25 protein-coding genes and 1 tRNA gene are annotated in these 26,242 nt (G+C 55.0%); 10 read left to right on the top strand and 16 right to left on the bottom strand.

Annotation, left to right across the window (positions count from 1 at the left end; translation table 11 throughout):
- Window positions 1–9: 9 nt before the first annotated feature.
- Both ACZ5RG_RS05045 and smc read right to left on the bottom strand, forming a co-directional pair.
- The gene (locus ACZ5RG_RS05045) at window positions 10–1,047 is read right to left on the bottom strand and encodes a cell division protein FtsZ (RefSeq protein ID WP_464447944.1); all 1,038 of its coding nucleotides are present in this window, start codon (window positions 1,045–1,047) and stop codon (window positions 10–12) included.
- Window positions 1,048–1,071: 24 nt separating this feature from the next.
- On the bottom strand, window positions 1,072–4,599 hold the full coding sequence (smc, locus tag ACZ5RG_RS05040; protein WP_464447943.1) for a chromosome segregation protein SMC: 3,528 nt from the start codon (window positions 4,597–4,599) through the stop codon (window positions 1,072–1,074).
- Window positions 4,600–4,797: 198 nt separating this feature from the next.
- On the opposite strand from smc, the gene dapC reads away from it, so the two are divergent.
- The 4 genes from dapC (at window position 4,798) to ACZ5RG_RS05020 (ending at window position 10,241) form a co-directional block, all read left to right on the top strand.
- The gene (dapC, locus tag ACZ5RG_RS05035; RefSeq protein WP_464447942.1) at window positions 4,798–6,012 is read left to right on the top strand and encodes a succinyldiaminopimelate transaminase; all 1,215 of its coding nucleotides are present in this window, start codon (window positions 4,798–4,800) and stop codon (window positions 6,010–6,012) included.
- A 3-nt stretch (window positions 6,013–6,015) separates the two neighbouring features.
- Window positions 6,016–7,185, top strand: coding sequence for a succinyl-diaminopimelate desuccinylase (dapE, locus tag ACZ5RG_RS05030; protein WP_298597647.1), 1,170 nt, complete (start codon window positions 6,016–6,018; stop codon window positions 7,183–7,185).
- Window positions 7,182–8,060, top strand: a complete 879-nt coding sequence (gene prmB, locus ACZ5RG_RS05025) for a 50S ribosomal protein L3 N(5)-glutamine methyltransferase (RefSeq protein ID WP_464447941.1) — start codon at window positions 7,182–7,184, stop codon at window positions 8,058–8,060. The genes dapE and prmB overlap by 4 nt, the downstream gene beginning before the upstream one ends.
- 162 nt (window positions 8,061–8,222) lie before the next feature.
- A complete protein-coding gene (locus ACZ5RG_RS05020) occupies window positions 8,223–10,241 on the top strand; it encodes an ABC-F family ATP-binding cassette domain-containing protein (protein ID WP_312260376.1) in 2,019 nt (672 codons plus the stop codon).
- Window positions 10,242–10,347: 106 nt separating this feature from the next.
- Here the strand turns inward: ACZ5RG_RS05020 and ACZ5RG_RS05015 are convergent, their stop codons facing one another.
- From ACZ5RG_RS05015 to ACZ5RG_RS04990, 6 genes are all read right to left on the bottom strand, one after another.
- Entirely contained in the window at window positions 10,348–10,599 is a 252-nt protein-coding gene (locus tag ACZ5RG_RS05015; protein WP_019428767.1) for a hypothetical protein, read from the bottom strand.
- Between the two features lie 372 nt (window positions 10,600–10,971).
- Window positions 10,972–11,412 (bottom strand): DUF6641 family protein, encoded by a 441-nt coding sequence (locus ACZ5RG_RS05010; RefSeq protein WP_464447940.1) that lies wholly within the window; start codon window positions 11,410–11,412, stop codon window positions 10,972–10,974.
- 185 nt (window positions 11,413–11,597) lie between these two features.
- Window positions 11,598–12,803, bottom strand: a complete 1,206-nt coding sequence (locus tag ACZ5RG_RS05005) for a serine hydrolase domain-containing protein (protein WP_464447939.1) — start codon at window positions 12,801–12,803, stop codon at window positions 11,598–11,600.
- A 133-nt stretch (window positions 12,804–12,936) separates the two neighbouring features.
- Complete coding sequence (locus ACZ5RG_RS05000) at window positions 12,937–13,116, bottom strand: hypothetical protein (protein WP_464447938.1); 180 nt, start codon at window positions 13,114–13,116, stop codon at window positions 12,937–12,939.
- Window positions 13,117–13,169: 53 nt separating this feature from the next.
- Complete coding sequence (locus ACZ5RG_RS04995; protein ID WP_464447937.1) at window positions 13,170–14,369, bottom strand: serine hydrolase domain-containing protein; 1,200 nt, start codon at window positions 14,367–14,369, stop codon at window positions 13,170–13,172.
- Between the two features lie 84 nt (window positions 14,370–14,453).
- Window positions 14,454–14,906: a hypothetical protein gene (locus ACZ5RG_RS04990; RefSeq protein WP_464447936.1), complete on the bottom strand. Its 453-nt coding sequence runs from the start codon at window positions 14,904–14,906 to the stop codon at window positions 14,454–14,456.
- Window positions 14,907–15,698: 792 nt separating this feature from the next.
- Here ACZ5RG_RS04990 and ACZ5RG_RS04985 point away from each other — a divergent pair.
- Entirely contained in the window at window positions 15,699–16,265 is a 567-nt protein-coding gene (locus tag ACZ5RG_RS04985; RefSeq protein WP_464447935.1) for a tyrosine-type recombinase/integrase, read from the top strand.
- 5 nt (window positions 16,266–16,270) lie between these two features.
- Here the strand turns inward: ACZ5RG_RS04985 and ACZ5RG_RS04980 are convergent, their stop codons facing one another.
- The gene (locus ACZ5RG_RS04980) at window positions 16,271–17,284 is read right to left on the bottom strand and encodes a hypothetical protein (RefSeq protein WP_464447934.1); all 1,014 of its coding nucleotides are present in this window, start codon (window positions 17,282–17,284) and stop codon (window positions 16,271–16,273) included.
- A gap of 148 nt (window positions 17,285–17,432) precedes the next feature.
- Between ACZ5RG_RS04980 and ACZ5RG_RS04975 the strand changes: the two genes are divergently transcribed.
- The 5 genes from ACZ5RG_RS04975 to ACZ5RG_RS04955 all read left to right on the top strand — a co-directional run bounded on the left by ACZ5RG_RS04975 (window position 17,433) and on the right by ACZ5RG_RS04955 (window position 20,868).
- Window positions 17,433–18,398 carry a hypothetical protein gene (locus tag ACZ5RG_RS04975; RefSeq protein WP_464447933.1) on the top strand — a complete coding sequence of 322 codons (966 nt, stop codon included), beginning with the start codon at window positions 17,433–17,435 and terminating at the stop codon, window positions 18,396–18,398.
- A gap of 58 nt (window positions 18,399–18,456) precedes the next feature.
- Window positions 18,457–19,107 (top strand): hypothetical protein, encoded by a 651-nt coding sequence (locus ACZ5RG_RS04970; RefSeq protein ID WP_464447932.1) that lies wholly within the window; start codon window positions 18,457–18,459, stop codon window positions 19,105–19,107.
- 17 nt (window positions 19,108–19,124) lie between these two features.
- Window positions 19,125–19,442 (top strand): hypothetical protein, encoded by a 318-nt coding sequence (locus ACZ5RG_RS04965; protein WP_464447931.1) that lies wholly within the window; start codon window positions 19,125–19,127, stop codon window positions 19,440–19,442.
- Window positions 19,443–20,185: 743 nt separating this feature from the next.
- Window positions 20,186–20,545 carry a DUF6876 family protein gene (locus ACZ5RG_RS04960; RefSeq protein WP_464447930.1) on the top strand — a complete coding sequence of 120 codons (360 nt, stop codon included), beginning with the start codon at window positions 20,186–20,188 and terminating at the stop codon, window positions 20,543–20,545.
- 59 nt (window positions 20,546–20,604) lie between these two features.
- Entirely contained in the window at window positions 20,605–20,868 is a 264-nt protein-coding gene (locus ACZ5RG_RS04955; protein WP_464447929.1) for a hypothetical protein, read from the top strand.
- A gap of 149 nt (window positions 20,869–21,017) precedes the next feature.
- On the opposite strand, the gene ACZ5RG_RS04950 is transcribed toward ACZ5RG_RS04955, so the two are convergent.
- The 7 genes from ACZ5RG_RS04950 to ybgF all read right to left on the bottom strand — a co-directional run bounded on the left by ACZ5RG_RS04950 (window position 21,018) and on the right by ybgF (window position 26,241).
- Entirely contained in the window at window positions 21,018–21,458 is a 441-nt protein-coding gene (locus tag ACZ5RG_RS04950) for a hypothetical protein (protein WP_464447928.1), read from the bottom strand.
- 49 nt (window positions 21,459–21,507) lie between these two features.
- Entirely contained in the window at window positions 21,508–21,933 is a 426-nt protein-coding gene (locus ACZ5RG_RS04945) for a hypothetical protein (protein ID WP_464447927.1), read from the bottom strand.
- Window positions 21,934–22,045: 112 nt separating this feature from the next.
- Window positions 22,046–23,311, bottom strand: coding sequence for a tyrosine-type recombinase/integrase (locus ACZ5RG_RS04940; protein WP_464447926.1), 1,266 nt, complete (start codon window positions 23,309–23,311; stop codon window positions 22,046–22,048).
- 116 nt (window positions 23,312–23,427) lie between these two features.
- A tRNA-Lys gene (locus ACZ5RG_RS04935) sits at window positions 23,428–23,503 on the bottom strand.
- 44 nt (window positions 23,504–23,547) lie between these two features.
- Entirely contained in the window at window positions 23,548–24,336 is a 789-nt protein-coding gene (locus ACZ5RG_RS04930; RefSeq protein ID WP_464447925.1) for a tRNA threonylcarbamoyladenosine dehydratase, read from the bottom strand.
- Window positions 24,333–25,448, bottom strand: coding sequence for a YeeE/YedE family protein (locus tag ACZ5RG_RS04925; RefSeq protein ID WP_464447924.1), 1,116 nt, complete (start codon window positions 25,446–25,448; stop codon window positions 24,333–24,335). Before ACZ5RG_RS04925 ends, ACZ5RG_RS04930 begins: the two co-directional genes overlap by 4 nt.
- A gap of 19 nt (window positions 25,449–25,467) precedes the next feature.
- On the bottom strand, window positions 25,468–26,241 hold the full coding sequence (gene ybgF / locus ACZ5RG_RS04920) for a tol-pal system protein YbgF (protein ID WP_298599792.1): 774 nt from the start codon (window positions 26,239–26,241) through the stop codon (window positions 25,468–25,470).
- Window position 26,242: the final 1 nt, after the last annotated feature.

The raw sequence follows: 26,242 nt of genomic DNA, 5'->3' as shown, positions 1-26,242 counted from the left end.
CTGCCCGAATCAGGAGAAAAGACGACGCGCTTGCGGGGTGCCCGCTGACAACTCACGCGCATCCAGCGCGTCATACAGCTGGTGCAGGTCGTTGGCGATTTGGTCCAGCACGTCTTCGCCCAACATCTGCCCGTTGCCGTCCGTGACCACACCGTCCATGTGTTCGGCCAACAAGCGGGCGACTTCACGCAAGCGACCAAAGGGCTGATCTTCACGGGCAATTTGCGGCACATCCAGACTGAGCGAGCACTCGCGAATGGCAGACAAAGCCGGGTCATCGGCCATGGCGGCCTGCGTATCAAATGTCAAAGACAAAATAGGCGGCAAACCGGCTACGGCGGCAGGCAGCACCATGCGGCCGGGAATGACCCCCGCCACAAAACCCAAACGCGCGGCATGTTGCTGGATATAACCCGGGCTCCAGGCCGACGCACGCGCGCACAGAGTGAAGCTCAGCTGGGCATCGTGCGCACTGGCAAATTGGTCCAATTCACGCGCACGGGCCACCTCTTCGAGCATGTCGCTGAAGTTGGCGGCACCGCCCACGGCATCGGCAAAGGCCTGGGTTTTGACCACAAATTCAGAAAACTCGATGTTGTTCAGCGCTCCCACACGGTTGGCCAACTGCACACCGGCCTGAAAAGCAGAATACCGACGCCCCGTCACCAAAGCCTCCCATTCACCGCTCAGATCGCTGCAGCCTTCCACATGGAACGGCTTGGTACCCACGCGACGCGTCACGGGCAAAGCGGCCAAGGCGGCATCACCCGACACAGGGTGATCTACCTCGATGGTCGCAATGACATCAATCAGGGCATCCAGCTGGGGTTTGCGATCAGGCTGAGGCAAGCTGGAAAAGTCGTCGGTCAAGATGGACTCTGTCTGCGCAGACGCCTCGGGCAGGGTGTCTGGCGTGCTGGCCACGGGTTCGATCTGGGGATCGGCCTGCCTGGGCTCATTTTTGCGCGATGTCCAATAGTTGTAGACCACCACCGCCCCCAAGGTCAGCGCACCGATACCGGCCAAACTCAATTGCAACGAACTCATTGAAGCCAACATAAATTAAAAACCTCAGGCCACGTCGGCCATAGACACTGCGGATTCCATGTCCACAGCCACGATGCGTGACACGCCCTGCTCTTGCATGGTCACGCCAATCAATTGTTCGGCCATTTCCATGGCGATCTTGTTGTGGCTGATGAACAGGAACTGGGTCTCTTTGCCCATGCCCTTGACCAGTTTGGCGTAGCGTTCGGTGTTGGCGTCGTCCAGCGGCGCGTCCACCTCGTCCAGCAAGCAAAACGGTGCGGGGTTGAGCTGAAAAATCGCAAACACCAACGCGATGGCCGTGAGGGCTTTTTCGCCACCAGACAGCAAATGAATCGTCTGGTTTTTCTTGCCCGGCGGCTGCGCCAGCACCTGCACACCCGCATCCAGAATTTCGTCACCGGTCATCACCAGCCGGGCATTACCGCCGCCAAACAGCTCGGGGAACATGCGGCTGAAGTGCTCGTTGACGATCTTGAAAGTCCCGCCCAGCAGCTCACGCGTCTCGCCATCGATCTTTTTGATCGCGTCTTCCAGCGTGTTCATGGCGTCGGTCAGGTCGGCGCACTGCGAGTCGAGGAACACCTTGCGCTCTCGTGAAGTGGTCAGCTCTTCCAGCGCGGCCAGGTTGACCGGGCCCAAAGCGGTGATTTCTCGGTGAATGCGGTCGATTTCGCCTTGCAGGCCCGTGACACGCACTTGGCCCACTTCGATGGACTGCGCAACGGCCTCCAGATCGGCTTTCGCATCGGCCAACAGCTGGGTGTATTGCTCCAAGCCCAGCCGGGCGGCTTGCTCCTTGAGCTGCAAGTCGGTGATGCGCTGACGCAGCGGGTCCAATTCGCGTTCAAAGCCAACACGGCGTTCGTCGCTGGCACGCAATTTGGCCGTGAGGTCGTCATAGGCGCTGCGACAGGCACCCAAGGCTTGTTCGCGCGCCAGCTTGACGGCCAGCACGTTTTGCAAGCCAGCTTGGGCTGCGGCATCGGTCAGCCGACCGAGTTCATCGCGGGCACGCTGCATTTCGGCATCGATGCTGGTGACTTGCTGCTGTGCGGTTTCAATGGTGCGGTTCAGTTCCGCGCGGCGGGCGTCCAGGCTGCGCTGCGAAAACTGCGCCTCTTGGGCTCGGCGCTCCAGGCTGCGTTGTTGTTCGCGGCATTCAGCCAGCTTGCGCTCGGACTCAATGACCCGCTCGTCCAGCTGAGCGTGGCGCTCTTGCGTATCGGCCAGCTGCATGTCCAGCTCTTCAAAGCGGGCTTCGGCTGTAACGCGGCGCTCTTGCAGCTCGTCCAGCAAGGCCTCGACTTCGGCCAAATCGTTGCTGATCTGCTCGCTGCGGGCACGGGTTTGCGCCACCAACTGAGACAGGCGCAGGGTTTCAACTTGCAATTCGTGCGTGCGTGACTGGCTTTCGCTGGCTTCACGGCGCACCGTGATCAGGCGCTGCGAGGCGTCGGCATAGGCCGCTTCGGCCCGCACCAAAGCGCTGCGGCTTTCTTCGGAAATCAGGGTTTGGGCACGCAGCTGCTTTTCGAGGTTGTCGATCTCTTGGGCGCGGCCCAACAAACCGGCTTGTTCGGAGTCCTGGGCGTAAAACACCACGCTGTTCAGGTCGACCGCGTGGCCAGCCTGCACCAACAAGGTTTCACCGGGTTTGAGCTGGCTGCGCCAGGCCAGGGCATCTTCGATGCTGGGGGCCGTCAGGCAGCCTTGCAACCAGTCGGTCAGCAAGGCTGACAATCCGGCATCGGGCACGCGCAGGTAATCTGCCAAAGGGCGGCAACCACTGGGCAAACCGCCGCGCTGCGTGGTCACAGAAGCCAAAGGCGAGCTGAAAAACGACAGTTTGGCGGGCGGCGCATCGCCAGCAAACGAGCGCACCATGTCCAGGCGTGAAACTTCGAGCGCCGACAGGCGTTCGCGCAGAGCCGACTCCAGGGCGTTTTCCCAGCCGGGTTCAATTTGGATGCGGCTCCACAGGCCTTCCAGTCCGTCCATGCCGTGCTTGGCCAGCCAGGGTTTGAGCTTGCCGTCTGTGCGCACTTTTTCCTGCAAGGCCTTGAGCGCCTCGATGCGGGCGCTCAGGTCTGCCAGCTTCGACGATTCCTGGTTGACGGCGGTTTGTCGGGTGCGCCGGTCTTCGTCCAGCGCGGGCACCTGTTCTTGCAACTCATGCAAACGGGCTTCTGATTCAGCCGCCAAGGCCTCAGCCTCGGCCAGTTGTTCTTGCAAGTTGTTCAGTCGAGCCTCGTCGGGCGCGGCCAGGGCGTTGCGGTCGGTCAGCAGGCGTTCGCGGCGTTGGTCGAGCTGGCGCGATTGTTCTTCGACGTTGCGCTGGTCTGCGGCCAGCACGCCAATTTGCTGCTGCACCTGCACCACGCTGGCGCGTTGGGCGTTGGCATCGTTTTGCGCTTTGCGCAAGGCTTCCTCCAGATCGGGCAAGGCCGTGGCTTGGTCTTCGACCTGCGCGGCCAGCGTCATGCTCTGGTCTTCGGCCATGGCCGCTTGCTCGGACAAGGTTTCCAGCTCGATTTGAGCATCTTGGCTGCGAGTGCCCCACTGGGCGGTTTGCTCTACCAACTGTTGCAGACGCTGCTCGGCACGTTGCCGGCCCTCGACCACAAAGCGGATTTCGGCTTCCAGACGGCCCACTTCGGCGCTGGCCTCGTACAAAGCGCCCTGCGCTTGGTTGACTTGGTCGCCTGCCGCGTAATGGGCCTGACGGATGGTCTCCAGATCGGCTTCGACATGGCGCAGATCGGCCATGCGCGACTCCAAAGCATTGACGGCCTGGTCCACATCGGACTTCATGCGACCTTGGTCCGACTCGGCATCGCGGCGCTTCAAAAACCACAGCTGGTGCTGTTTCAGGGTGCTGTCAGCCTGCAAATTGTTGTAGCGGTGGGCCACTTCGGCCTGTTTTTCGAGCTTTTCCAGGTTGGCGTTCAGCTCGCGCAGGATGTCATCGACCCGGGTCAGGTTCTCGCGGGTGTCTGACAGGCGGTTTTCAGTCTCGCGGCGGCGCTCTTTGTACTTAGAGACGCCTGCGGCCTCTTCGAGAAACAAACGCAGCTCTTCGGGGCGCGACTCGATGATGCGGCTGATGGTGCCCTGACCGATGATGGCGTAGGCACGTGGCCCCAAGCCTGTGCCCAAGAACACGTCCTGCACGTCGCGGCGGCGCACCGGTTGGTTGTTGATGTAATAGCTGGAATTACCGTCACGCGTTAGCACGCGCTTGACCGCGATCTCGGCAAACTGCCCCCACTGGCCACCGGCGCGGTGATCTTCGTTGCTGAACACCAGCTCAACGCTGGCGCGACTGGCGGGTTTGCGGGTGGTGGTGCCGTTGAAAATCACGTCCTGCATGGACTCGCCGCGCAACTCGGACGCTTTGGACTCGCCCAGCACCCAACGCACGGCGTCCATGATGTTGGATTTGCCGCACCCGTTAGGGCCAACCACGCCGACCAGCTGCCCGGGCAGCAAGAAGTTGGTCGGCTCAGCGAACGATTTGAAGCCCGAAAGCTTGATGGAATTGAGGCGCACGGCGGTATCGAATCGGTTAGTCGGGCCAGCCAGAGGAGCCAGCACAGATCAAAGGGGCAATGTTACCCGAGGGGAATGCCCAAATCCCGCCCCAAGAGCCGGCGCGACAGGATTCACCAAAGATGAATTCCCCCTGGATGAAGCAAGCCAGACCTGTTTCACGCCCATTGCAGGCACTTCATCCCGGATAATCGGGGGATGAATCCCCTTCTTTCCAAGCTGCAGCCCTACCCTTTTGAACGGCTCAAACAGCTGTTCGCCAGCGTCACACCCAACCCCGCCTTGAAGCCCATCAGTCTGGGCATCGGCGAGCCCAAGCACACGACGCCGGCCTTCATTCAAGAAGCACTCAAGGCATCGGTCACCACCGGCTTGTCGGCCTACCCGGCCACGGCGGGCGAGCCTGCGCTGCGCAAGGCCTGTTCTGCCTGGCTGCAAACCCGCTACCAGCTGGCGCTGGACCCGGCCACGCAGGTGCTGCCAGTCAATGGCTCGCGCGAAGCCCTGTTTGCCCTCACGCAAACCGTGATCGACCCGGCCCGTCCTGGCGCCACCGTGGTCAGCCCCAACCCGTTCTATCAAATCTACGAAGGTGCGGCCTTGTTGTCGGGGGCCGAGCCCTATTACGTGCCCAGTGACCCGGCACGCAATTTCGGCAACGACTGGGACAGCGTGCCCGCCGCAGTCTGGGCCCGCACCCAACTGCTGTTTGTCTGCTCGCCCGGCAACCCCACGGGCGCGGTGATGCCGCTGGCCGAATGGGCCAAATTGTTCGCCCTGTCCGACCAGCACGGTTTCGTGATCGCCTCGGACGAGTGCTACAGCGAGATTTACTTCCGCGAAGAAGCTCCTTTGGGTGGCCTCGAAGCAGCCCACCAGCTGGGCCGCACCGACTTCAAGCGCCTGATCGCCTTCACCAGCCTCAGCAAACGCAGCAATGTGCCCGGCCTGCGCAGCGGTTTTGTGGCCGGCGATGCGGCCATCATCAAACAGTTCTTGTTGTACCGCACCTACCATGGCAGCGCCATGAGCCCAGTGGTGCAAGCGGCCAGCATCGCCGCCTGGGGCGACGAAAGCCATGTGGTGGACAACCGCAACCAGTACCGCACCAAGTTTGCCCAGGTCACGCCTGTGCTGGCCGATGTGCTGGACGTGAAGCTGCCCGACGCCAGCTTTTACCTGTGGGCCGGTGTGCCGACCGGATGGCAAGGCGACGACGTCGCGTTCGCCCAGGCTTTGTACGCGGCCGAAAGTGTGACGGTGCTGCCCGGCAGCTATTTGGCACGCGACTTCAACGGCAGCAACCCCGGCCGAGGCCGCATCCGCATGGCACTGGTGGCCGAAACCGCCGAGTGCCTGGAAGCGGCAGAGCGCATTGCCCGATTTGTGCGCGCCCACCCCAGCAAGGTCTGAGCCATGAACACAAGCACCTGTCACGACACCCTGCGCCTGGCCGAACAGCTGATCTCCAAACCTTCCGTCACCCCCCATGACGCGGGTTGCATGGACCTGATTGCCGAGGCATTGACCCCCCTTGGCTTTGTCTGCGAATACATGGACTCAGGCCCCGACACTTTCAGGGTGCGCAACCTCTGGGCCAAACGCGCCGGAAAAAGCGGCCAAGTCCTGGCGTTTGCCGGACACACCGACGTGGTGCCCACAGGGCCACTCGCGCAATGGCACAGCGACCCCTTCACCCCCACGCACAAAGACGGCAAGCTGTTTGGCCGCGGCGCGAGCGACATGAAAACCTCGCTGGCCGCCATGGTCGTGGCTGTGCAGGAATTTTTGGCGAGCCATCCAGACCCTGAACTGGGCATCGCCTTTTTGTTGACCAGCGACGAAGAAGGCCCAGCCCTTGACGGCACGGTGGTGGTCTGCAAGCAGCTGGTGGACCGGGGCGAAGCACCGCAGTTCTGCATCGTAGGCGAGCCCACCTCGGTGCAGCAGACGGGCGACATGATCAAGAACGGCCGACGCGGCACCATGAGCGGCAAGCTCACTGTGCATGGGGTGCAAGGCCACATTGCTTATCCGCACCTGGCCGACAACCCGATCCACCGCCTGGCCCCGGCGCTGGCCGAATTGGTCAGCATCCGCTGGGACGAAGGCAACGCCTTTTTCCCGCCCACCAGCTGGCAGGTCAGCAACATCCACGCGGGAACGGGGGCAAGCAATGTGATTCCGGGCGACTGCGTGGTGGATTTCAACTTCCGCTTTTGCACCGAATCAACGCCGGACAGCCTGCAGCAGCGCCTGATGGCGGTGCTCGACCAACATGGCCTGAAGTACGACCTGAACTGGACCATCGGCGGCTTGCCGTTTTTGACCACGCCAGGCACCTTGGTCGCCGCCGTGCAGCGGGCCATCGCCGACGAAACGGGCCTCACCACCGAGCTCTCCACCACGGGTGGCACCAGTGACGGCCGCTTTATCGCCCAAATTTGCCCCCAAGTGATCGAGTTCGGCCCGCCCAACGCGACCATCCACAAAGTCAACGAGCATGTGGCGCTGGCTGACATCGCGCCGCTCAAAAACATCTACCGCCGCACACTGGAACAACTCAACTTGGGCTTGTCGGTATGAGCACTCTGAATTTGTCTGCGCTGATCGCGCAGTCGGCCCAGCGCCTGACCGAGTCCAATGTGGCCTTTGGCCACGGCACCCAGAGCGCCTTCGACGAAGCTGTCTGGCTGGTGCTTTGGCGACTGGACCTGCCGCTGGACACCGACTTGGACGAAGTGGCGGATCAAGCCATCACGCCAGAACAGCAGGCGGCCTGCACTGCGCTGATTGAAGAACGCATCACCACCCGCAAGCCCGCCGCTTATTTGACGCGCGAAGCTTGGTTGCAGGGCGTGTCGTTTTACATTGACGAACGGGCCATCGTGCCGCGCAGCCTGATTGCCGAAGTGCTGGCCGACGGTACCATCGACGCCTGGCTGAGCGACCAAACCACACAAGTGTTGGACCTGTGCACCGGCAACGGCAGTCTGGCCGTTCTGGCGGCGCTGGCCTGGCCAGAAGTGCACGTCACTGGGGCCGACATTTCTGACGATGCCTTGGCCGTGGCCACCATCAACGTCGAGCGCCACGCGCTGCAAGAGCGCGTGAACCTGGTGCACAGCGACGGGCTGTCAGCCCTTGCGGGCCCATTCGATTTGATTCTGTGCAACCCGCCTTATGTGTGCCAGGCCAGCATGGACGCACTGCCCGCCGAATACCGGGCCGAGCCTGAACTGGCGCTGGCAGGTGGTGCCGACGGCATGGATTTTGTACGCCAACTTCTGCGGGATGCCCCAGCCCGAATGACTGAAAACGCCGTGTTGGTGCTGGAAATCGGCAACGAGTGCGAGCACTTTGAAGCGGCATTCCCCGACCTGGACGTGGCCTGGCTCGACACCAGCTCAGGTGAAGACCAGGTTTTGCTGCTCACTCGAGAGGCCCTGATGGCCCTCTGAGTGTCATCCCGGTGAACGCAGGCATCCATGAAAGACAAAGACATGCAACAGCCACCTCACCGATGCCCGTATCGGCGAAAATAGCAGGTTATCGAATTTTCAAAGCCAGCTTTGACGCTGGCCATGCCCCTATCCCGGATCGGTTCCGGACATTCGCTCTTCATGATCAACCTCAAAAACGTCACCCTCCGCCGCGGCACCAAAGTGCTGCTCGACCAAGCCTCGGTCACCCTTAACCCCGGAGAAAAGGTCGGTCTGGTCGGGCGCAATGGCGCGGGCAAATCCACTTTGTTTGCCCTGTTCAACCGAACACTGATTGAAGACGGCGGCGACTTCGAAATCCCCAAAGCCTGGCGCATGGCGCAAGTCGCGCAAAACATGCCCGAGACCGACCAGCCCGCCGCCGATTTTGTGCTGGAAGGCGATACCCGTTTGGCCGAATTGCGACAGCGCCTGGTGCTCGCCGAAGAAAGCGGCGACGGCATGGAAATGGCCCACGTTTACACCGACCTGGCAGACGCCGGCGACCACGACGCTCTGCCCCGCGCCGAAGCGCTGATTTTGGGCTTGGGTTTTCGCGTTGACGAACTCAACAACCCGGTCAACAGTTTTTCGGGTGGCTGGCGCATGCGTTTACAGCTGGCCCGTGCGCTGATGTGCCCATCCGACATCCTGATCCTGGACGAACCCACCAACCACCTGGATTTGGATGCCTTGGTCTGGCTGGAAGCCTGGTTGCAGCGCTACGCAGGCACCATGATCGTGATCAGTCACGACCGGGAATTTCTGGACGCGGTGACCGATGTCACTTTGCACATCGACCACGCCAAACTGACGCGCTACGGCGGCAATTACAGTGCGTTTGAGATCTTGCGCTCGCAACAAATGGAGCTGCAACAAGCTTCTTTTTCCAAGCAGCAAGACAAGATCGCTCACCTGCAAAAATTCATCAACCGCTTCAAGGCCCAGGCCAGCAAGGCCAAGCAGGCACAGAGCCGGGTCAAGGCTCTGGAACGCATGGAAAAAGTGGCCCCACTGTTGGCCGATGCCGAATTCACCTTCGGCTTCAAGGAACCCAACAACCTGCCCAACCCGATGCTGGCCATCAGCGAGGCGAACTTTGGCTACATCGTGGACGACGAACCCAAAGCCATCTTGCAAGGCGTCAGCAAATCGGTCTTGGCAGGACAGCGCATTGGCATTCTGGGTGCCAACGGTCAGGGCAAATCGACCCTGGTCAAAACCATTGCCCGCACCATGCCGCTGCTGGGTGGCACGCTGACCGAAGGCAAAGGCCTGAACATCGGCTACTTTGCACAGCAAGAGCTGGACGTTCTGCACCCGCAAGACACACCGCTGGAGCACATGATCCGGCTGGCCAAAGAGCTGGGCCCCAACAGCGGCGAACCCAGCCGCGAGCAAGACCTGCGCAACTACCTGGGCACTTTCAACTTCTCAGGCGACATGGTCAAACAGGCTGTGGGCACCATGAGCGGTGGTGAAAAAGCCCGACTGGTGCTGGCCATGATCGTGTGGCAACGCCCCAACTTGCTGCTGCTGGACGAACCCACCAACCACCTGGACTTGGCAACGCGTGAGGCGCTGTCGATGGCACTCAACGAATTTGAAGGCACCGTCATGCTGGTCAGCCACGACCGGGCCTTGCTGCGCGCCGTGTGTGACGAGTTCTGGATGGTGGGCCGGGGCAAGGTCGAGCCGTTTGACGGCGACCTGGACGACTACCAGCGTTACCTGTTGGAAGAGTCCAAGCGCCTGCGTGAAGTGGCCAAAAATGCTGCTCGCGACTCAACGGGCTCGGTGGCAGTGCCCGCTGTGGAGACAGCAGCCCCCCTCATCGCGATGGCCGCCGCACCCGCGCCGATCAGCGCACCGAGCAGCAACCCCGGCATCAGCAGTGCCGAACAGCGCAAAGTCGATGCCCAAAAACGCCAGCAACTCGCCGCGCAAACCCGCCCCTTAAAACGCGAGCTGGAGCAAAACGAGCAACGCATGGCCAGCATCGAAGCAGAGAAAACCCAACTCGAACAACAACTGAGTACGCCGTTGCCACCCACAGAAATTGCCGAGGCTGGTCGCCGCCTGAAAGCCTTGTCGGACGAAGTCACCACGCTGGAAGAGCGCTGGCTCGAACTGACGCATTTGCTAGAAGAAACGGCTTGAGCCCGTTCAACTCACCAAAAACAAAGGGGCCCATGTCAATGGGCCCCTTTTTTTAAGCGCATGAATCACTGCAATTCGGCCACCGCTGTGGGCCGCTCACTCAAGTTTATTCGCCCACCACGGACCAGCCTGCGTGCTGATTGGCTTTGTTGTTTTCGTATTCCCACGCTGTGCCGCAGCGATCGCAACGGTACGCGGTGATGGTGGCTTGACCCGACTCGCGCTGCTCCTTGCGGTTGGCACCTTGCACCAACTCGGCATGGCCAGGCGCACGCCGCCAATGGCGCTGGATGCCCGAGCAAGGCTCGCACAACGCCTTCTTGTTCAATGCATTCTGGCTGTTCAATTCGCTGGTCATGGAAGCTCTTTCAATGGGTATCCGGGTACACAATGCGTGCGCCCATGAAAAAAGCACTTTGTACCGAGATACAAAGTGCTTTTTAGTTTTTTTGGTGGGACCAGCGGGGGTCGAACCCACGACAAACGGATTAAAAGTGCTGAACTCTGTACCACTATTCACAACATTATCAACGAGTTTCAGCGTGGATAAAAAGTGGTGTGCGAGTTTTTGCGTTGTCTGTACCGCTGGAAAAATGAAAACTTTGTACAAGGGTATTTTAACTATGCCTGTCATCACAGTAGCCATAAATTTTCTCCACATCCAATGTGAGCGTATTTGAGCGAAACAACTCGTCAGCAACGATGCATTGACGCTCCAACACGCTGCAGATTATTTTGAAAAACCTGCGCGAAGCTTGTTGGATGCAGCATCAATCGCTGAGTCCAACTCACCAGCCAAAACAGCTGCTTTAATGATTTCAAGCGTGGATACAAGCTCCTTCTCGCTGGCAACTTCCACAGCAAATTTACCCTTGGCAAGTTCAAGCACCTTCGTACCATAACGAACACTGAGCGCCAACTTGCCGTTATCTGCAATGAACCACCATTGCTTTACCCGCTTGGACACTTCAACCTGCTTGCGTAAGCCAGTGCCTGGATCAGCGATGCTGCGAAACTTGGTGGGTGCGAACTGTGTGCCTGACTGCTGAGCTCGTGCCAACTCAGCTTGCTCCCACAGGCGTTTGGCCAATTTGTTGCGCCGCACTTGGACTGCGGGCATATGTGTGGGTTTGATTGCTGTGCTCAGCTTGAGAGTTGCGAGGGTTGCCATATGCATTGCCTTTCAGATGTTGTTAATGCATAGACAACTTTAAGTTCGGCCACCAAGAAAGAGCAACCGAAGTCCGGTCAGTTTGGCGGGTCGATCTAGTGAAGTTTTAGAACGACAGCTGCACTAGCTAGCGCTGTCACCACCCTTGCCACTACTACCGTCGTTATTCGGGACGCCGCACACGCCTACTGCGGGTTGATAGCAGCAATCACGCTCTGGAAGAGTCGATAGGTCCTCAATGAACGCAGGCTCGCAGACGCTACGTGATCTGCTGAGTTAATCACTAGTATCGTTTTGGTATCACGATCAATTCCGATGTACTGCCCGTACACGCCTTGCATAAAGTAGCGTCCAGGCTTCTCGCGTAACCAAAACTGGTAGCCATACCCTGTAGCCATTTGTGCTTGATTGAACTTGAAGCCATCCGGTTGCCGCTCAACATTGGTGGCTTGGTCAATGTATTCAGCTGACAGCACGCGCTTGCCATTGATTTCGCCCATATTGGCAAGCATCATTGCAACCTTCGCGTAGTCAGCTTGAGTAGCGTTGAAGAAAGCGTGACCAAGCTCAAGGCCTTCACCGTCAGTGCCCCAAAAAGCATCCTGCTCTGCACCGAGTGGCTCCCACAGCTTTTCCTGCATATATTGACAAATGCTCTTGCCAGTTGCGCCACGCACCACTTCAGCAAGCACACCAGTCTCGACACTGGCGTAGTTAAATTTTTTTCCTTCGTCAGAGATGCTACGCTGCATATTGTTGAGCGTCCTGATTACACTGGGATTGCCCCCCATTCGTACGCCCTGTTCGTAATAGTAAATATCATTTTTACCGGTGTAAGTCTCATTGAATTGAATGCCTGAGGACATACGCAGCAACGAACGAATTGAGACCTTGCTGTAACTAGAATCGTTGATACGACTTGTGTAGCGGGAGACTGGGTCATCCAGGCTCTTGATCAATCCCTCATCCAAAGCAGCGCCGATCAAAATGCTGATCATCGACTTTGCCATCGAAAACGATGTGAACAGGTCCGTTTCTCGGCGCTCGCTGCGGTAATGCTGATCGATGATCTTGCCGTCACGCACCACCATCAAGCCCATCACATTGTTTTTTTCGATGTGCTCTTTCAGGCTGTAGTTGAAAACTGCTTCATATTTCACGCTGGACAAGTCAGTTGGGCTACGTTGCAACAACACTGGAGAAGATGACTTCCGTACTTTGCAGCTTGGCATTGCCTCTGCCATATGCGTGAAAAGCCCAACCTTGTGTGGTGTCGTCGTATCTGAAGAATTTGGCACCAAATACCGCTTATCTCGCTCTTCGTGTTCGATGAATTGCGCTTGTGCAGCCAACGCCGCAACTGACACAAATGCGAGTACAAGCTTCTTCATTGGCGCAACTCCAGTTAATTGAATGCAGTTTAGCTTCTGCAAGTTAGACGGTTTGCACGGGCGCAGCGCTAGCTAGCGCTGTCACCACACTTGCCATCTTCAGCGTCGTTTTTCGAGACGCTGCATAAAGGCGTTATGCCGCTTTGGCAGTGCTGTTCAAGCTGGCAAGCTGATGCACAGCCTTCAGCCGCTTCTGTCTGTCACGCTCTGCCTTGAGCCGCTGTGCTGCGGCATCCTTCTGCTTCTTCAGGCCATCGATCTTGGCCTGATCTAGTGTGAGTGGCTTGACGGTCGTTATTTCTGCGATCTTCATAAAAAACTCCTTGTCCTGTATTTACACAAGAGCAAGGATCAAGCTATCGATTTTCAATTTGTCGCATCAATAAGACTTTGGAAAAGTCTAACCGTCCTCAAGCCACGAATATTGTTGACACGAACAGGGTCTGCCGTATGTATTACGATTACAGACTTCGTATCACGATCGATGCCAACGTATTGGCCGTAACTACCACTCATCAAATATCGCCCCGGCTTTTGCAGCAACCAGAACTGATAGCCATACCCCACACCTTTTTGCGCCTGATTAAATCTAAAACCCTCGGGTTGTCGCTCAATATTAGTAGCTTGATCTATGTATTCAGTTGAAAGCACACGTTTACCGTTGATTTCCCCGTTATTGGCTAGCATCACTCCAACTTTTGCATAATCTGTTTGCACAGCATTAAATCCAGAATATCCAATCACATTACCTTGACCATCAGTCTCCATTCGAGCATCGAACTCCGCCCCAATCGGCTCCCATAATTTTTCTTGCGCATATTGACATATGTTTTTACCTGTAGCACCGCGGAGCACTTCTGCGAGCACTGCTGTTTCGATACTTGCATAATTAAATTTTCTTCCCTCGTCATAAATATTACGACGCCATTTATTTAATTCTTGCGCTAGATTTGAATCTCTACCCAGGCGAATTACCTCATCAAAGTAATGCGCATCAGATATTCCAGTATCTGGCTCACTATATGGAACGCCGGATGACATTCGAAGAAGCGATTTAATCTTAACCTTGCTATAACTCGAATCATTAATTCTATTAGTGTATTTAGAAGCAGGATCATCTAGACTTTTTATCAATCCTTCATCAAACGCGATGCCAATCAATACACTGATTATTGATTTTCCCGCCGAGAACGAAGTGAACAAATCATCAGCCCTGCGCTCATATTGATAGCGCTGATCAACAATCTTTCCATCCCGTACAAAGGTTAACCCCATCACGTAATTCTTCTCTAGATGTTCTTTCAAAGTGTAATTAAAGATTGCCTTGTAATTCACATCGGACAAGTCACGTGGCGCACGCTGCAACGGTATAGGCTGAGAGGACTTGGCAACAACACAGGTACGCGTAATTTCGCCCATATGCGTAAACATACCAATCTTGTGGATTGATCCGCGATCCCAAGTGGCAGGCACCGGATAACGCTTATCGCGATCCTCACGCTCTATAAACTGCGCTTGGGCAGAAAAATTTAGCAGCACGAGCAAAGCACAGGTCAGCTTTTTCATATGGCGTTGGTTGTAAATTCGATTTGCAGTTTAACGCCGTTACGAAAGCAGCGCTAGCTAGCGCTGCTTTCAGTTATACACATCTCACCCCAACACTATCGGCAACGGTGCAAGGGCATTGTCAACACGACTGCCCTGCACCTTTGCCACGGCCTTGACGATCATCTGCCGTACAGCCCAGTTGCTGCTGCTGTTGATGCTTTGCATTCTTCGGGCCACTTCTTCCGCAATCATCACCAGCGCTGTACCAAGTGCGTGGCTTGGCTTGATCTGTTGCATATGGGTCAGCACTTCCGCCAGATGGATCAAGGCGTTTGTTGATACAGGCAGTGCTTGTGCTGTGATGCTGCCGTAGTAGCCTTCGCTTTTGCCGCAGTACCTGCTGAATCTGCGCACAGTCATATCTGGCACTGCGGCTTTGATCTTGTCGTATAAGTCGTTTGTAAATGTCATATTATCCCCTTTGTAGTTGTATTGGTGTTTCATTGTTTTACTTGCTGACGCAAGTGCAATATCGTTTTCTTCCAGAAAACTCATTGCTTTTATAAAATATTCAGGCTTGATAAATTGTGATGCAAGTTAACGCAATCAATCAATATTGAAGCTGATTTACTAGGAAGCGAAGATCCACGCCTATTCAGGCGCTGGATTGAGGTTTACTGAGGTATTCTCGATCTGCATATACACAACTTGTTTGAACAAGAAAGGCAGGTTTTGCGATCTCCTTTTATGTGCGCTTAACGCAAGCAGTAGACGGCATATGCAGCGGCCGGTGTCTATGCTTTGTGGGGTAGTGTGGTATCCCATCTCACTCGGCGATTGAAAACAAATCGCCGTTATTGATTGAACCTTATGCGGTTCATTCTCTGCAACGTTTACACGCTGCCCAACTCAATAAGACATCGCAAACGGTTCTACCACAGAGGGGCGTCGTTTAAGCATCCTGCCATCAGCAGGGTAGTGCAATGAATCACGTAACAAGCACCGCATTGCCTACCGTCGCACATCAGAACGGATTCAACAGCACTATTTTCAATCGGCGTGCCAACCTTAATCTTGTTTGTATAAGTTATTTATGACGCAGCCAGTTTTTTAGCGCGTTATGCGCGTTTTTTAGAGGTTCCGAAGGCCTGGGCAGCAGGAGCACCAATAAAACGCTTGCAGGGCTTTGTGCAGCGTCTAGAAAAACGACGCCGCCAAAGAAAATAGCAATATCCTTTACCGCCATTGATTTTATTGAGGATTTTTATTCGCCAATTCCGGTTGCCCATTTTGACAAAAGAATAAACACTTACATAAAAGTTTTATTTGATTTGGAGCAGGCACAAAATGGCACAAGCAAAAACGCTGACCGCAGAAGAGTTGCAGCAAGTTTTCGACTACACCGCACAGCACTCCCACGCAATGCGTAACCGGATGATGTTGCTGTTCAGCTTCTGGGCCGGGATGCGTGTGGGGGAGATCGCCAGCTTACGTGTTGGGGATGTGGTCGATGCAGGCGGCAAGGTCAAAGCCGAAATCAAGCTCAGTGCAGAGCAGACAAAGGGCCGACACGCACGCACCGTGTTTCTGCCGCAAAAGTTGCGTGATGAACTGCAGGGCTACTGCGACATTCGGGCCGTGCAGGACCGCAAACAGTCATTTTTCTTGACCGCCGGAGGCAAGCCGTTCTCAGCGAATGTGATGGCACAGCACTTTTTCTGGCTGTACAAGAAAGCAGGCCTTGAAGGCGCAAGCAGCCACAGTGGTCGCCGGACATTTATCACAACCCTTGCAAGCAAGGGCATTGGGGTGCGGGTGTTGGCCAGTCTTGCAGGACACCGCAGCATTGCCGTGACCCAGCGCTACATCGATGTGAACGACGAGATGAAGCGCAATGCGGTGGAACTGGTGTGAGAGCGTCAAGCGTCGCGAAAAATGACGCTGCGCTCACCTTTGCCGCCCTTGTAGGAGTCACGAATTTTGAGTTCTTCTTCGTAATGTATCTTGCGGGCCTTTTCCAACTTGCCAGCGCTCAGCTCTGATTGCAAGTCCAGCGCCCACCACTGCGCCTCAAGCTCTTTGTGCATCTCAAGTTGGCGTGTGTTGAAACGCGGGCGATCTGGCGGTAGAACAGGGCTGTAGCTCGGAAATAGACCACGTTCGACATTGGCGATCAGCAGATCGCACTTGCCCAATAGCCTGCTGACACTGACACGCATCCGGTTCTGACGTTTGTGTATCTCGGCAGGCTCTCCACGCAGCGCCTCATTGCTTGGACTAACTCCCAATGCTTTGCCGATACGAAACAGGTCGGTACGTTGCTGCAAATTGGCCCGGCCATCGGGCATTCCTGCTTGGGCTTTGGGCTTGGCAATCAGTTCCCTGTGCAAGCTATGCACTTCGTGGATTTTTTGCAGTGCGTGCACCCCGAACTTGGCTGGCAGTAACTGAAATTCTGCCGTGGTCAACTCAAGCCGGTTACTGAGCCGCAGGCTTTCGTACTTATCGAGGATTTCACCGATCTTTCGCTGAATTGTTCGACGGCTGAGCTTGAGGGGGATGTCTACCCATATGTGATCAGGCCGCAGCTTGAACTCAGCCCTGTCACGTGGCGCACGGGGCAGCTCTTTGACGTTAGGGAATTTCTCCACTTCCCGAAATATCCGTGTGCCGTGCTCAAGAAACCAGTCATCAAAACTGCCTTGGTGCACGTTGCCGAAGCGCCTGTACACCCGAGCCAGTTCCCGGTCTTGAGTCTCGACCTTGCCATCTTTCGACGTTTGGCACACCAACCAATAGTCTTTGCTGAGCCGCAAGTACTCCCACCACCACCGCCGTTCATTCGTGCGTGCCTCACTCAACGCCTCTTCTGGCGACCTGAATTTGAGCCTAGAGAAGCCCTTTAGTACTAATTCTTGTTGAGTTGTGTCCATATCTGGCATTTTATTAGCCAGCTTATGTCACCACAAGTACTTTGATAGTTAAGGACCTATATTTCTTTTTGTTGCCAGTCAACACCTGTGCTGATCGCAGTGCAAACAACAGTTCTTTAACAACTTACACGTTGCATTTATCGCATTTATGCGACCGCTTGCGGCCGCATTGCGATCAGACAAAACCGGCGACCACACATTCCGTGCGGCCGTCATTTACTTAATTTGCATTTATAGGAGAACCAATATGCAAAACACTATGAACCAGGCTCCGGCCTCCTCTACAACTCCCGCCGCTAACAGCGTCCCGAAAAACGACGCTGCTCAGCAGCAGTTGACCCCGGCCACGGTCATCGACCGTGCCGACACCTTGTTCAAGGATCGTGAACGCTTCGAAGGCGCTGAACTGGCCCGCAGCAACAAGGCGCTGTATAAGCTGCTGACGCAGGTTTACGAACTGTTCGAAGCAGCCCGTGCCGATGTCAAGTGCTTGAAGGCCGCTGTGAAAACGATGAGCGAAAAGCTCAAAGAGCGCGGCGTCAAGATTCAAAGCAACACCCCTGCTTTGACTGTGTTCGTGCGCTACGTGTTCAACAGCGACCGCAAGCGTGCCTATGCATACACGCAGACGCTGATGGCTGCAATTCAGCAGGAAGTCCAACCGACAAAACTGGCGAATTTCATCGAAAGCCAAAACGGCGTCGAAGAATGTCGCAAGCAGCTCGTCAAAAAAGACGAGGCAGTTCAGAAAGCGGCAGAGATCAAAGCCGCCAGCACCGACGTTTGCGACACGCTCAAATCAATGCGCGCCGTGGCAACTGTGACCTTGCCTAAATCAAGCGTCTCGTTTTCGGACGGTGCCGAGTTTGCTTTCATCGTTGCTCGTAGTTTGGGCAACGGCCAGTTTGAGCTGCTGCGCGCAGTGCCCCACAGCACCAAAGCGATGCACTCATCTGCGGTCAAAGAATTGGCCAAAGACTTGATCGTGCAGCGCAATGCTGTCGACAAGGAGTCCAAGGACGAAGCTGTCGAGGACAGCATCAACGAAGCCGCTAATGGCGCAAGCCGCAAGGTCAAGTCCGGCGTAACGATGAAGGAACTGCAGGCCGCCTGAGGGTCTGGGTGCGGGCAAAGTGCCCGCACCATTTAAATACATACATAAAGAAATAGCTATGCCAATTTACATCAACTCACAATACAAATATCGCCCCCAAAATTTGGCCGAATTTATCTTTCCGAACGACAAGGTCAGGGACGTTGTTATGGGCTATGCAAGCGGCAACATCCGTCGTCCTTTATTACTTTCAGGACCTAACGGCACGGGGAAGTCACTCCTGTCCCAGTTGATCCCTTGCGCTATCGAGGGGCGCAATATTGAAGTCAAAAAGTGGACTGCCGACGACCTGCAAAAATCGGAGAAGCTCTCACAAGCGTTCGACTACAGCGCCCATTTTTCACGACTGTTTGCGCCCGATGGGCAAAGGATGCGCTACCACTTGATCGAAGAGATGAATTCCAAGATGCGTCAGACAGACAAACTGAAGGTGATCCTGGACACTGAAAGCGAACACGACCTGACGTTCATCACCACCAACGCAGTCAACAACATTGACATTGGCCTTCGCAGTCGATGCGAAATTTTGACCGTCGAGCCTTGTACGCCCAAACTGTTCCTGCCACACGCGATGAAGATTTTCGAGAAAGAAAAGATCGACATTGACGAGACTTTGGTCTTACGTACTTTGCGCAGCGTCTACAACAGAAGACCTGACAACCGCAAATATTACGAAGCAATCGACACAATTTTCCGAAAACTTCCCTAAACACAAAGGAGATACAAATGGCACATACCGATCCACTGCTGCTGTCCGATGCAGCGCTTGAAGAATGCGTTGACGGCTGCACTGACCTTGACCTGCTACGCAGAATTTTGCGCAAACCTGATGTTGTCGAAGACAACGTCGTAGACGAGTACCTGTTTGGCGACCATTTCCAAGAGGCACTTGAAGGCTTTGCCGATGACGAGGAAGCGAGCGAGAACAATTATCAATGGGGCTGCTTGATTGCCGAGAACATCAACCTGGCGACCACCGTCAAAAAATCAAGAAGACGAAAAGTCGCCAACCCGCAAGCTGCTTGGCCTATGCCAAAGCCCTAAAGCGTCCCGAAAAATGACGCTCCACAGCCCGCCTCGTGCGGGCTTTTTTTCGTCTGTACTTTTTTTTGGGGGGGAACTACAGCCGACAAGTGCACCTGTCGTTCCGGCACGACCACACATCACACGGCACGCAAATTCACCCTACAGCAGCGTCCGTGCGGGTGCTCTGCTTGAGGCTATTCGGCGGCGACCTGCGCAGCATCAGGATGACCTTTCCATTTGTCACAGAGATTTTCGAGCTCAACCTCTGGGTAAGTGTCCATCCTTGCCGCTTTTCGTTCTTTTGGTGGAACTGAAAAATAAGCCTGCCCACATCGGTAGCCGTGGGCTGCTGTGTCGGAGTAAAGCAGGTACGAGCAATTCAAGCAATTATTGATTTTTGACTGGCCCATATGACCTGTGGATTCCGATCGCGCACGCTGCGCAAAGCTCTCGCCGATGCTGTTGCGAAGCGCTCGAGTCTAATACACATTAGAGTTTGCTGATGTTTGTAAGTCAGCAGCAAGGGCACGCTGGGCGCAGCTAGTGCACCTGTCGTTCCTACACGACCCAGCATCACACGCGCATCAAATCCGCCGTACAGCAGCGTCCGCGCGGATGCTCTGCTTGAGGCTATCCGGCGGCGGTCTGCACAGCTTGTAGGGCTTGCATTCTGAGTCCGTCCAATCCTTCGGGTCATAGGTTGCCCAGACCATCGTTCCGAAAACACACTGTGTCCATAGCAACCCATAAAGGACACAGCGATGGACAAAAATTACGACCTTTCCCGGCTATGCCTGTTCACAGGGACAGTGCACTACCACCGACTCAATCGGAAATGCTTGCTTACCGACGGAGCCAAATATCTTGCGGAAGGCGCTGGAGCGTTTTGGCTGATGGATGCGGCAGCCAGCTATCTGCTTGAGCTTGGCACAGATGACTGGTTTGTGCAGGTCGTGCTCAAGGTCACCGGCTCAAGCGCTGTGCTGACACTGGAAGATGGCAACGGCGGTGTTCGTGCACGACAGGAAATCCCGTACACAGACTTCCCTATTCCGCACTACACCCTCTATGCCTGCTGGAATGGTGAGCATTGGGTGTTGATGCTGCCCAGTGAGTATTGATCGCTGCACAGCACAAAAGTGAGCCACAATCATCAAAACTTGTAAAAAGGACAAAAGCGATGAAACTGACCACTGCCACCCTCTTTGTGCTGCTGACCAGCGTGGGCTTGGGAACCACGTCTTTCGCTCAAACGCCAGCCCCAACCTGCAATGCTGCAGCTCAAGAAAAGAAGCTTGCTGGTGCGGCCAAATCCTCGTTCCTGAAAAAATGTGAGCGCGAGGCAACCGAAAAATGTGAAGCTGCCGCAGCGGAACGCAAGCTGGCGGGCGCTGCCAAAAACAGCAATATCAAGAAGTGTTTGAAGGACACTGTTGGCGAGTAAGCGTCTTTTTTTACGATACTTGCTCAAGCCGAACAGTGTCTCTGCAAACAGAAAGTCGGCACGCCCTAAACGCCGTTAAAGATTTTAAATCTCACAATTGAAAATCCCGCATCGTACGAGCTCATTTTGGTTTGAATGATTGATCTATTTTACAACTTAGAACAGATAGACTTACTGAGAACTATTTGAAATAGCAAATCACCATTAGTGTTTTGATATCTATCAAAAATATCAACATCAGCCTCCAATAACTTTTTTTTCATCGCATCATCACAAGCCTGCTTTGTTATTGATGGTTTAATTTTATCTAAAAATTCACTGCTAATGCTGTACGTGCCAAGCTCGTACACACTTAACACATTGTTATTTTCATATCCAATAGAAATCAAGGTTGTTTGACTGTCTATTTTGTGAGGCAATTTTTTATTGATTTCAGGCAATTCATTTAAAAAACTGCCGACAACATAATCCCTAAGGCTAACTAGAACTTCTTTGCTTGAATCTTCTCTTTTTTGCGAAAGAGAATATACCAAACCAGCAAGTAAAATTGTTAAAATTATTAAAAATTGGAATTTTTTGCTTTTAGTCATATTGAATAAGCACCCAAGTTCAACACTCAGGCACCTATATTAACAACACTTATTGCGAACCCTCTTTAATGGTTGAATCTTGTCCCATTGTGAGCTTCAAAACTGGCGGATAATCGTAAGCGCTACCATTATTATGGTCAATAATGGCACCTATACCACCACCAAAAATGATGTTCCCAAACATATTGCCTTTGGTCTTTGATACTACATTTGCACGAGCATCTGAAAAACCAGATTTCGTACATTTAACCATCAAATCTTTGTTCGAGCGACGAACCATCACTGTGGTGGGCGTCACAGCAGACCAAGTACCTTCGTCATTTTTAAGCTCACACTGTGCTCCGACCAGATCTTTGTTGTCAGTTGAATAGGTCATTACGGACAGGTTTTGGCTTGTGCCATCGCCCGTAAGTGTTGAACAACCAGAAGCCAAGGCTGAAATAGCAACAACTGTAACCAATGAAAATTTATTCATTTTTGATACTTTCGATAATTTTTAACAAATGAATTTTGAATTTAACATTAACTAACATTTTTAGCAAGAGAAGTGTGACGAACGCTCATCATCACAATTCGCTCCCCACCCCTCAAGCCAACCTGTCTGCTGCCATCGTTGCCGTCAACTTAGAGTAATGCTTTTCTATCATTGCCGCGCTGTTGCCCATCTGTTTTGACAGGGTGTGTATGTCCACCTCACCCCGCAGCATCGCCAGCGTCGCATAGGTGTGCCGCAACGAATACAACGTGCGTGTCTGCCCTTGCTCGTTCTTCAGCAAACCCGTGTCTCGCATCAGCCGCCTAAATGTGCCGTTTAAACTTGGCGGTTGGTAGCCGTCAGCAAAACGGAACAACTTATAGGGCACACGTTCAGCAAACAAGTTGTCAAGAGCAACGGATGCGATGTCCGTTTGTCGTGCGTGTAGTCGCTTCAGCACATCAACTGCCCTGTGTTTTGCTATCAACCAACGCCCGCCAGTCTTGCCATCAACCCAAATACGCAGGTACTTAACGCCCTTGTCCGTGTGCCACTCCAAGTGCCGCCAGCAAATGCCCATTGCTTCTGTGCCGTGCCGCATACCCGTTAGCAACAGCATCTCCACATAGTCACGCAGCAAGGGACGCATTTCCTTTTCCACAGCACGCAATCCCTCGTGTTGCCAAGTTTCCATAAATGCCAACAACTGAGCAATTTCTTCTTCGCTAAACGCTGGGCGTGTTGTGCCCTTCTCCCCTCGCGTTGTGAGTTTGGGCACTGGCACACGCTCGCTGATGTAGCCACGCGACACAGCAACAGACAACAACTTGTTCCAAGCACTGGCGAAGTTCATCAGTGTGCTTGCTTTGGGTTTGCGTCGCATCTGCCTGTCCCGCCACAATTCAAACTCCGCAATGTCTGTGTGCGTGAGTTCTTCCAGCCGCTTGTCTTTGAAGTAGGGCAAAAAATACTTCTCAATACAGCCCACGTAGTCGCTGTAGGCAGTTCTGCCAGTACTTGCGTCAATCTTTACTCGCAGTTCTGCCAACGCAACCGCCGCTATTTGTGCGAAAGAGTGTGTTTGGTGTGCTAAACCCAACCGCTGTCTGTACCTGGCTTCGTCATACAAGTCGCAGGCAACGGCAACGGCGTGTTCTATGCTGGCTTTGCGTGTGCTCTGCCTGTACCAAGTGCCATCAGCAAGTTTGTAGCGGCACTGGTACAGCAGACTGCGGCTTCGTCTGTACAGCACCACTTCACCGTCACGCAAGTGAATGTGTTGTGGGTTGGCTGTGGGCAGCAACGCAAGTGCGAGTGGCGTTTTTTTAGACGTGACTTGCTGCTGTGTGTTTTTGGTTGTGCGTTGCTGGTGTGACATTTAGCAACGACGACGAACAGCGTGAGATTCAAAGTGCTCGCAGAGTGTTTTTGTTGTTGAGCACAGACGAAAAAAAACACCCCATACTTTCGTACAGGGTGTTTTTACTTGATAACTGGTGGGACCAGCGGGGGTCGAACCCACGACAAACGGATTAAAAGTCCGCTGCTCTACCAACTGAGCTATGGTCCCTTTGCTACAGTGTTGTGCACTGTAGCAAGACTCAAATTATAGCGTTATTTTTTGGCCTTCTGAAGACAGCTTGCTAAAAAATTCAAAATTTCTGAGACTGCACACATGCCAAAGGTCGCAGTCACGCTGACCACCGATCCATAGCCGTGGCAGTTGAGCGAACCATCGCCTTCGATGGCGCAAGAGGCGTCTGGCGGGGCAACGGCTTCACGACTGAACACGCCTTGAATGCCGATACGCTTGTCGCCGCGAGCAGCGCCGTACTGCTTGCGCAACCGATAACGCAATTGCGCCAACAAAGGGTCGTGCGTGATCTTTGACAAGTCATCTATATCGACCTTGTGCGCCAACCGTTTGCCACCCGCGGCCCCCACCGTGATGAATCCCACTGGGTTGATCAACGCCCACTGAGCCATAGCAACTTTGGCCTTGACTTGGTCACACGCATCGATCACCGCATCGGGCAGGCAAGGCAAGACACTTGGCCAATTTTCAGGCGTGACAAATTCATCGATCGCATCAACCTGGCATTCCGGATGAATCAGGGCGATGCGCTCGCGCATGGCATCGACCTTGGCCTGACCTGTGGTGCTGGTCAGGGCATGAATCTGGCGGTTGATATTGGATTCGGCGATGTGGTCCATGTCGACCAAGGTGAGCCGGGCCACGCCACTGCGTGCCAAGGCTTCGGCGGCCCAAGAGCCCACACCACCAATGCCCACCACCACGACATGCGCCCGACGAATCTGGCGTGCACCCTGCACGCCATACAAACGTTGCAAGCCGCCAAAACGGCGTTCGTCGCTGGATTCTTGCAGCAGCAAATCACTCATTCCAAAGCCTCCGCACGTCGCAATTGCCACTGCAAAGACACAACGGCCCCGAGCACGATGCCGAACACAGCAATGAAACTGCCCAGACTGAGGGTAGACAAACCCGACAAGCCTTGGCCCACGGTGCACCCCATCGCCATGACGCCACCAATGCCCATCAGTGTGCCGCCGAGCAAATGCAAGGCCAGATCAGGTGTCTGGGTAAAACCCTCCCAGCGAAAGGTGCCCTGCGATTGGGCACTGCCAAGCGCCCCGACCAGCAAGCCCAGCACCGTGGCCATGCCCAGTGTCAACCGTTTGCTGCCATCGCTGAAGTACATGAATGCATCCCACCAATGCGCTACGGGTGCCGTCAAGCTCATGGATTCCATGCGGCCACTGGCTGTGGCCAGAAAAATGGGCTCCAGTGTTTCGGGGTGCTCGGGCACAAAGCCCAACACGCCACTGACCCACCAAAGTGCCACGACAGCGGCGCCGACACACAAACCCGAAAAAGCAACAGACCGGGGCATGAACTGACGGTCTTTGAAAATCCAGACCAGCAGCAAACCGGACAACACACACGCCGAGATCAGCCAGGCCAAGGGCAGTGTCAAACCAGTTGCACTCGCCAGCCATTGGCCCATAAAAGGGCCCGGCCCCGTGCCCAGCGTGACTTGATCGATTGAATGAACTCGCCACACGGCGGTTAGCCCGCGCAAAGTGGCCAAGCCCGAAATACCCATGGCCATCAAGACCACCAACGATTTCAGGTTGCCGCCCCCCAAACGGATCAGAGACTTGCTGGGACAGCCCGAGCCCAGCACCATGCCCGCGCCAAACAGCGTCCCACCAAAGAGCAAGGAGAGCCAGGTCAGCTGACTGCTGGCATAAATCGTGTTGAGCGGGCTGATCCAGCCGCGCCAGGCCATCAGGCCAAAGCCCAATATGGCCACAGCCACCGCCAATGCCCACTGCTTGGCGCGGGTGCGGTCGCCCATGATGACCCAATCACTGACGGCCCCCATGGTGCAAAAATGGCTGCGATGAAACAACACCCCGGCCAAGGCTGCCAACAAGAAAGTCAGCCCCAGAACCGCGAATGTTTGAAGCTGAAGCTGCTCGAGCGTCATCACCCGAAAGCCCTGGAGGTCAACGCAAGCGCGCCAAGCGATCGCGTGCCGTTGCCGCGGTCTCGGATGCCGGGTAAGTCTTGACCAACTCTTCCATCGTTTTGCGGGCCGCTTTGAGGTCCTTCAATTCGATCTGAATGTTGGAGACGGCCAGCATGGCTTCGGGCGCGCGCGGGTGCGTGGGTGAGGACTTCAGCATTTGCTGAAAATTCACCATCGACTCTTTGTAGTCCTTGTTGGCATATTGGGCATTGCCCAGCCAGAACAGGGCCGAAGGTGCATAGCCGCCTTTGCGGTATCGCTGAACAAATGCGCTCAAAGCCGCTTGCGCCGCCACAAAGTCGCCTTTGCGGAAGGTGTCCATGGCCGCCTCGTAGTCGCGCTTTTCGGCGGGCTCGGCCATGAATTCGACACCATCAAGAGAGACCTTCAACGGCTCGAAACGGCGCAAACGCTCGTCCACACCATTCACCATGTCTTTTTGGCGCAATTGCACTTCCGACAAATCGCGGGCCAATTGCTCTTGCGCGCCACGGCCTTGAGACAGTTCGGTCTTGAGACTTTCGATCTGGCCTTGGAAATCGAGCAAAGATCGGCGCAACCGGGCGTTCTCTTCGCTCAGGCCTTTGATGGCCGCGTTCGATTGCTCGACGCGTTGTCGCAAATCAAGAATGGCCTTGCGGGCCTCATCGTCTTCAAAAAGCGCTGCATGCGCCGTGCCCAGCAAACCGGACACCACGCAAACCAACGCCCATCGGGACCATGCCCAGCTTGAAACCACGCGCGTGCTCATG

The organism is Limnohabitans sp. TEGF005, assembly GCF_055394835.1.
Note: the sequence above shows the minus strand (reverse complement) of the source record. Positions and strands in the feature narration are given on the sequence as shown.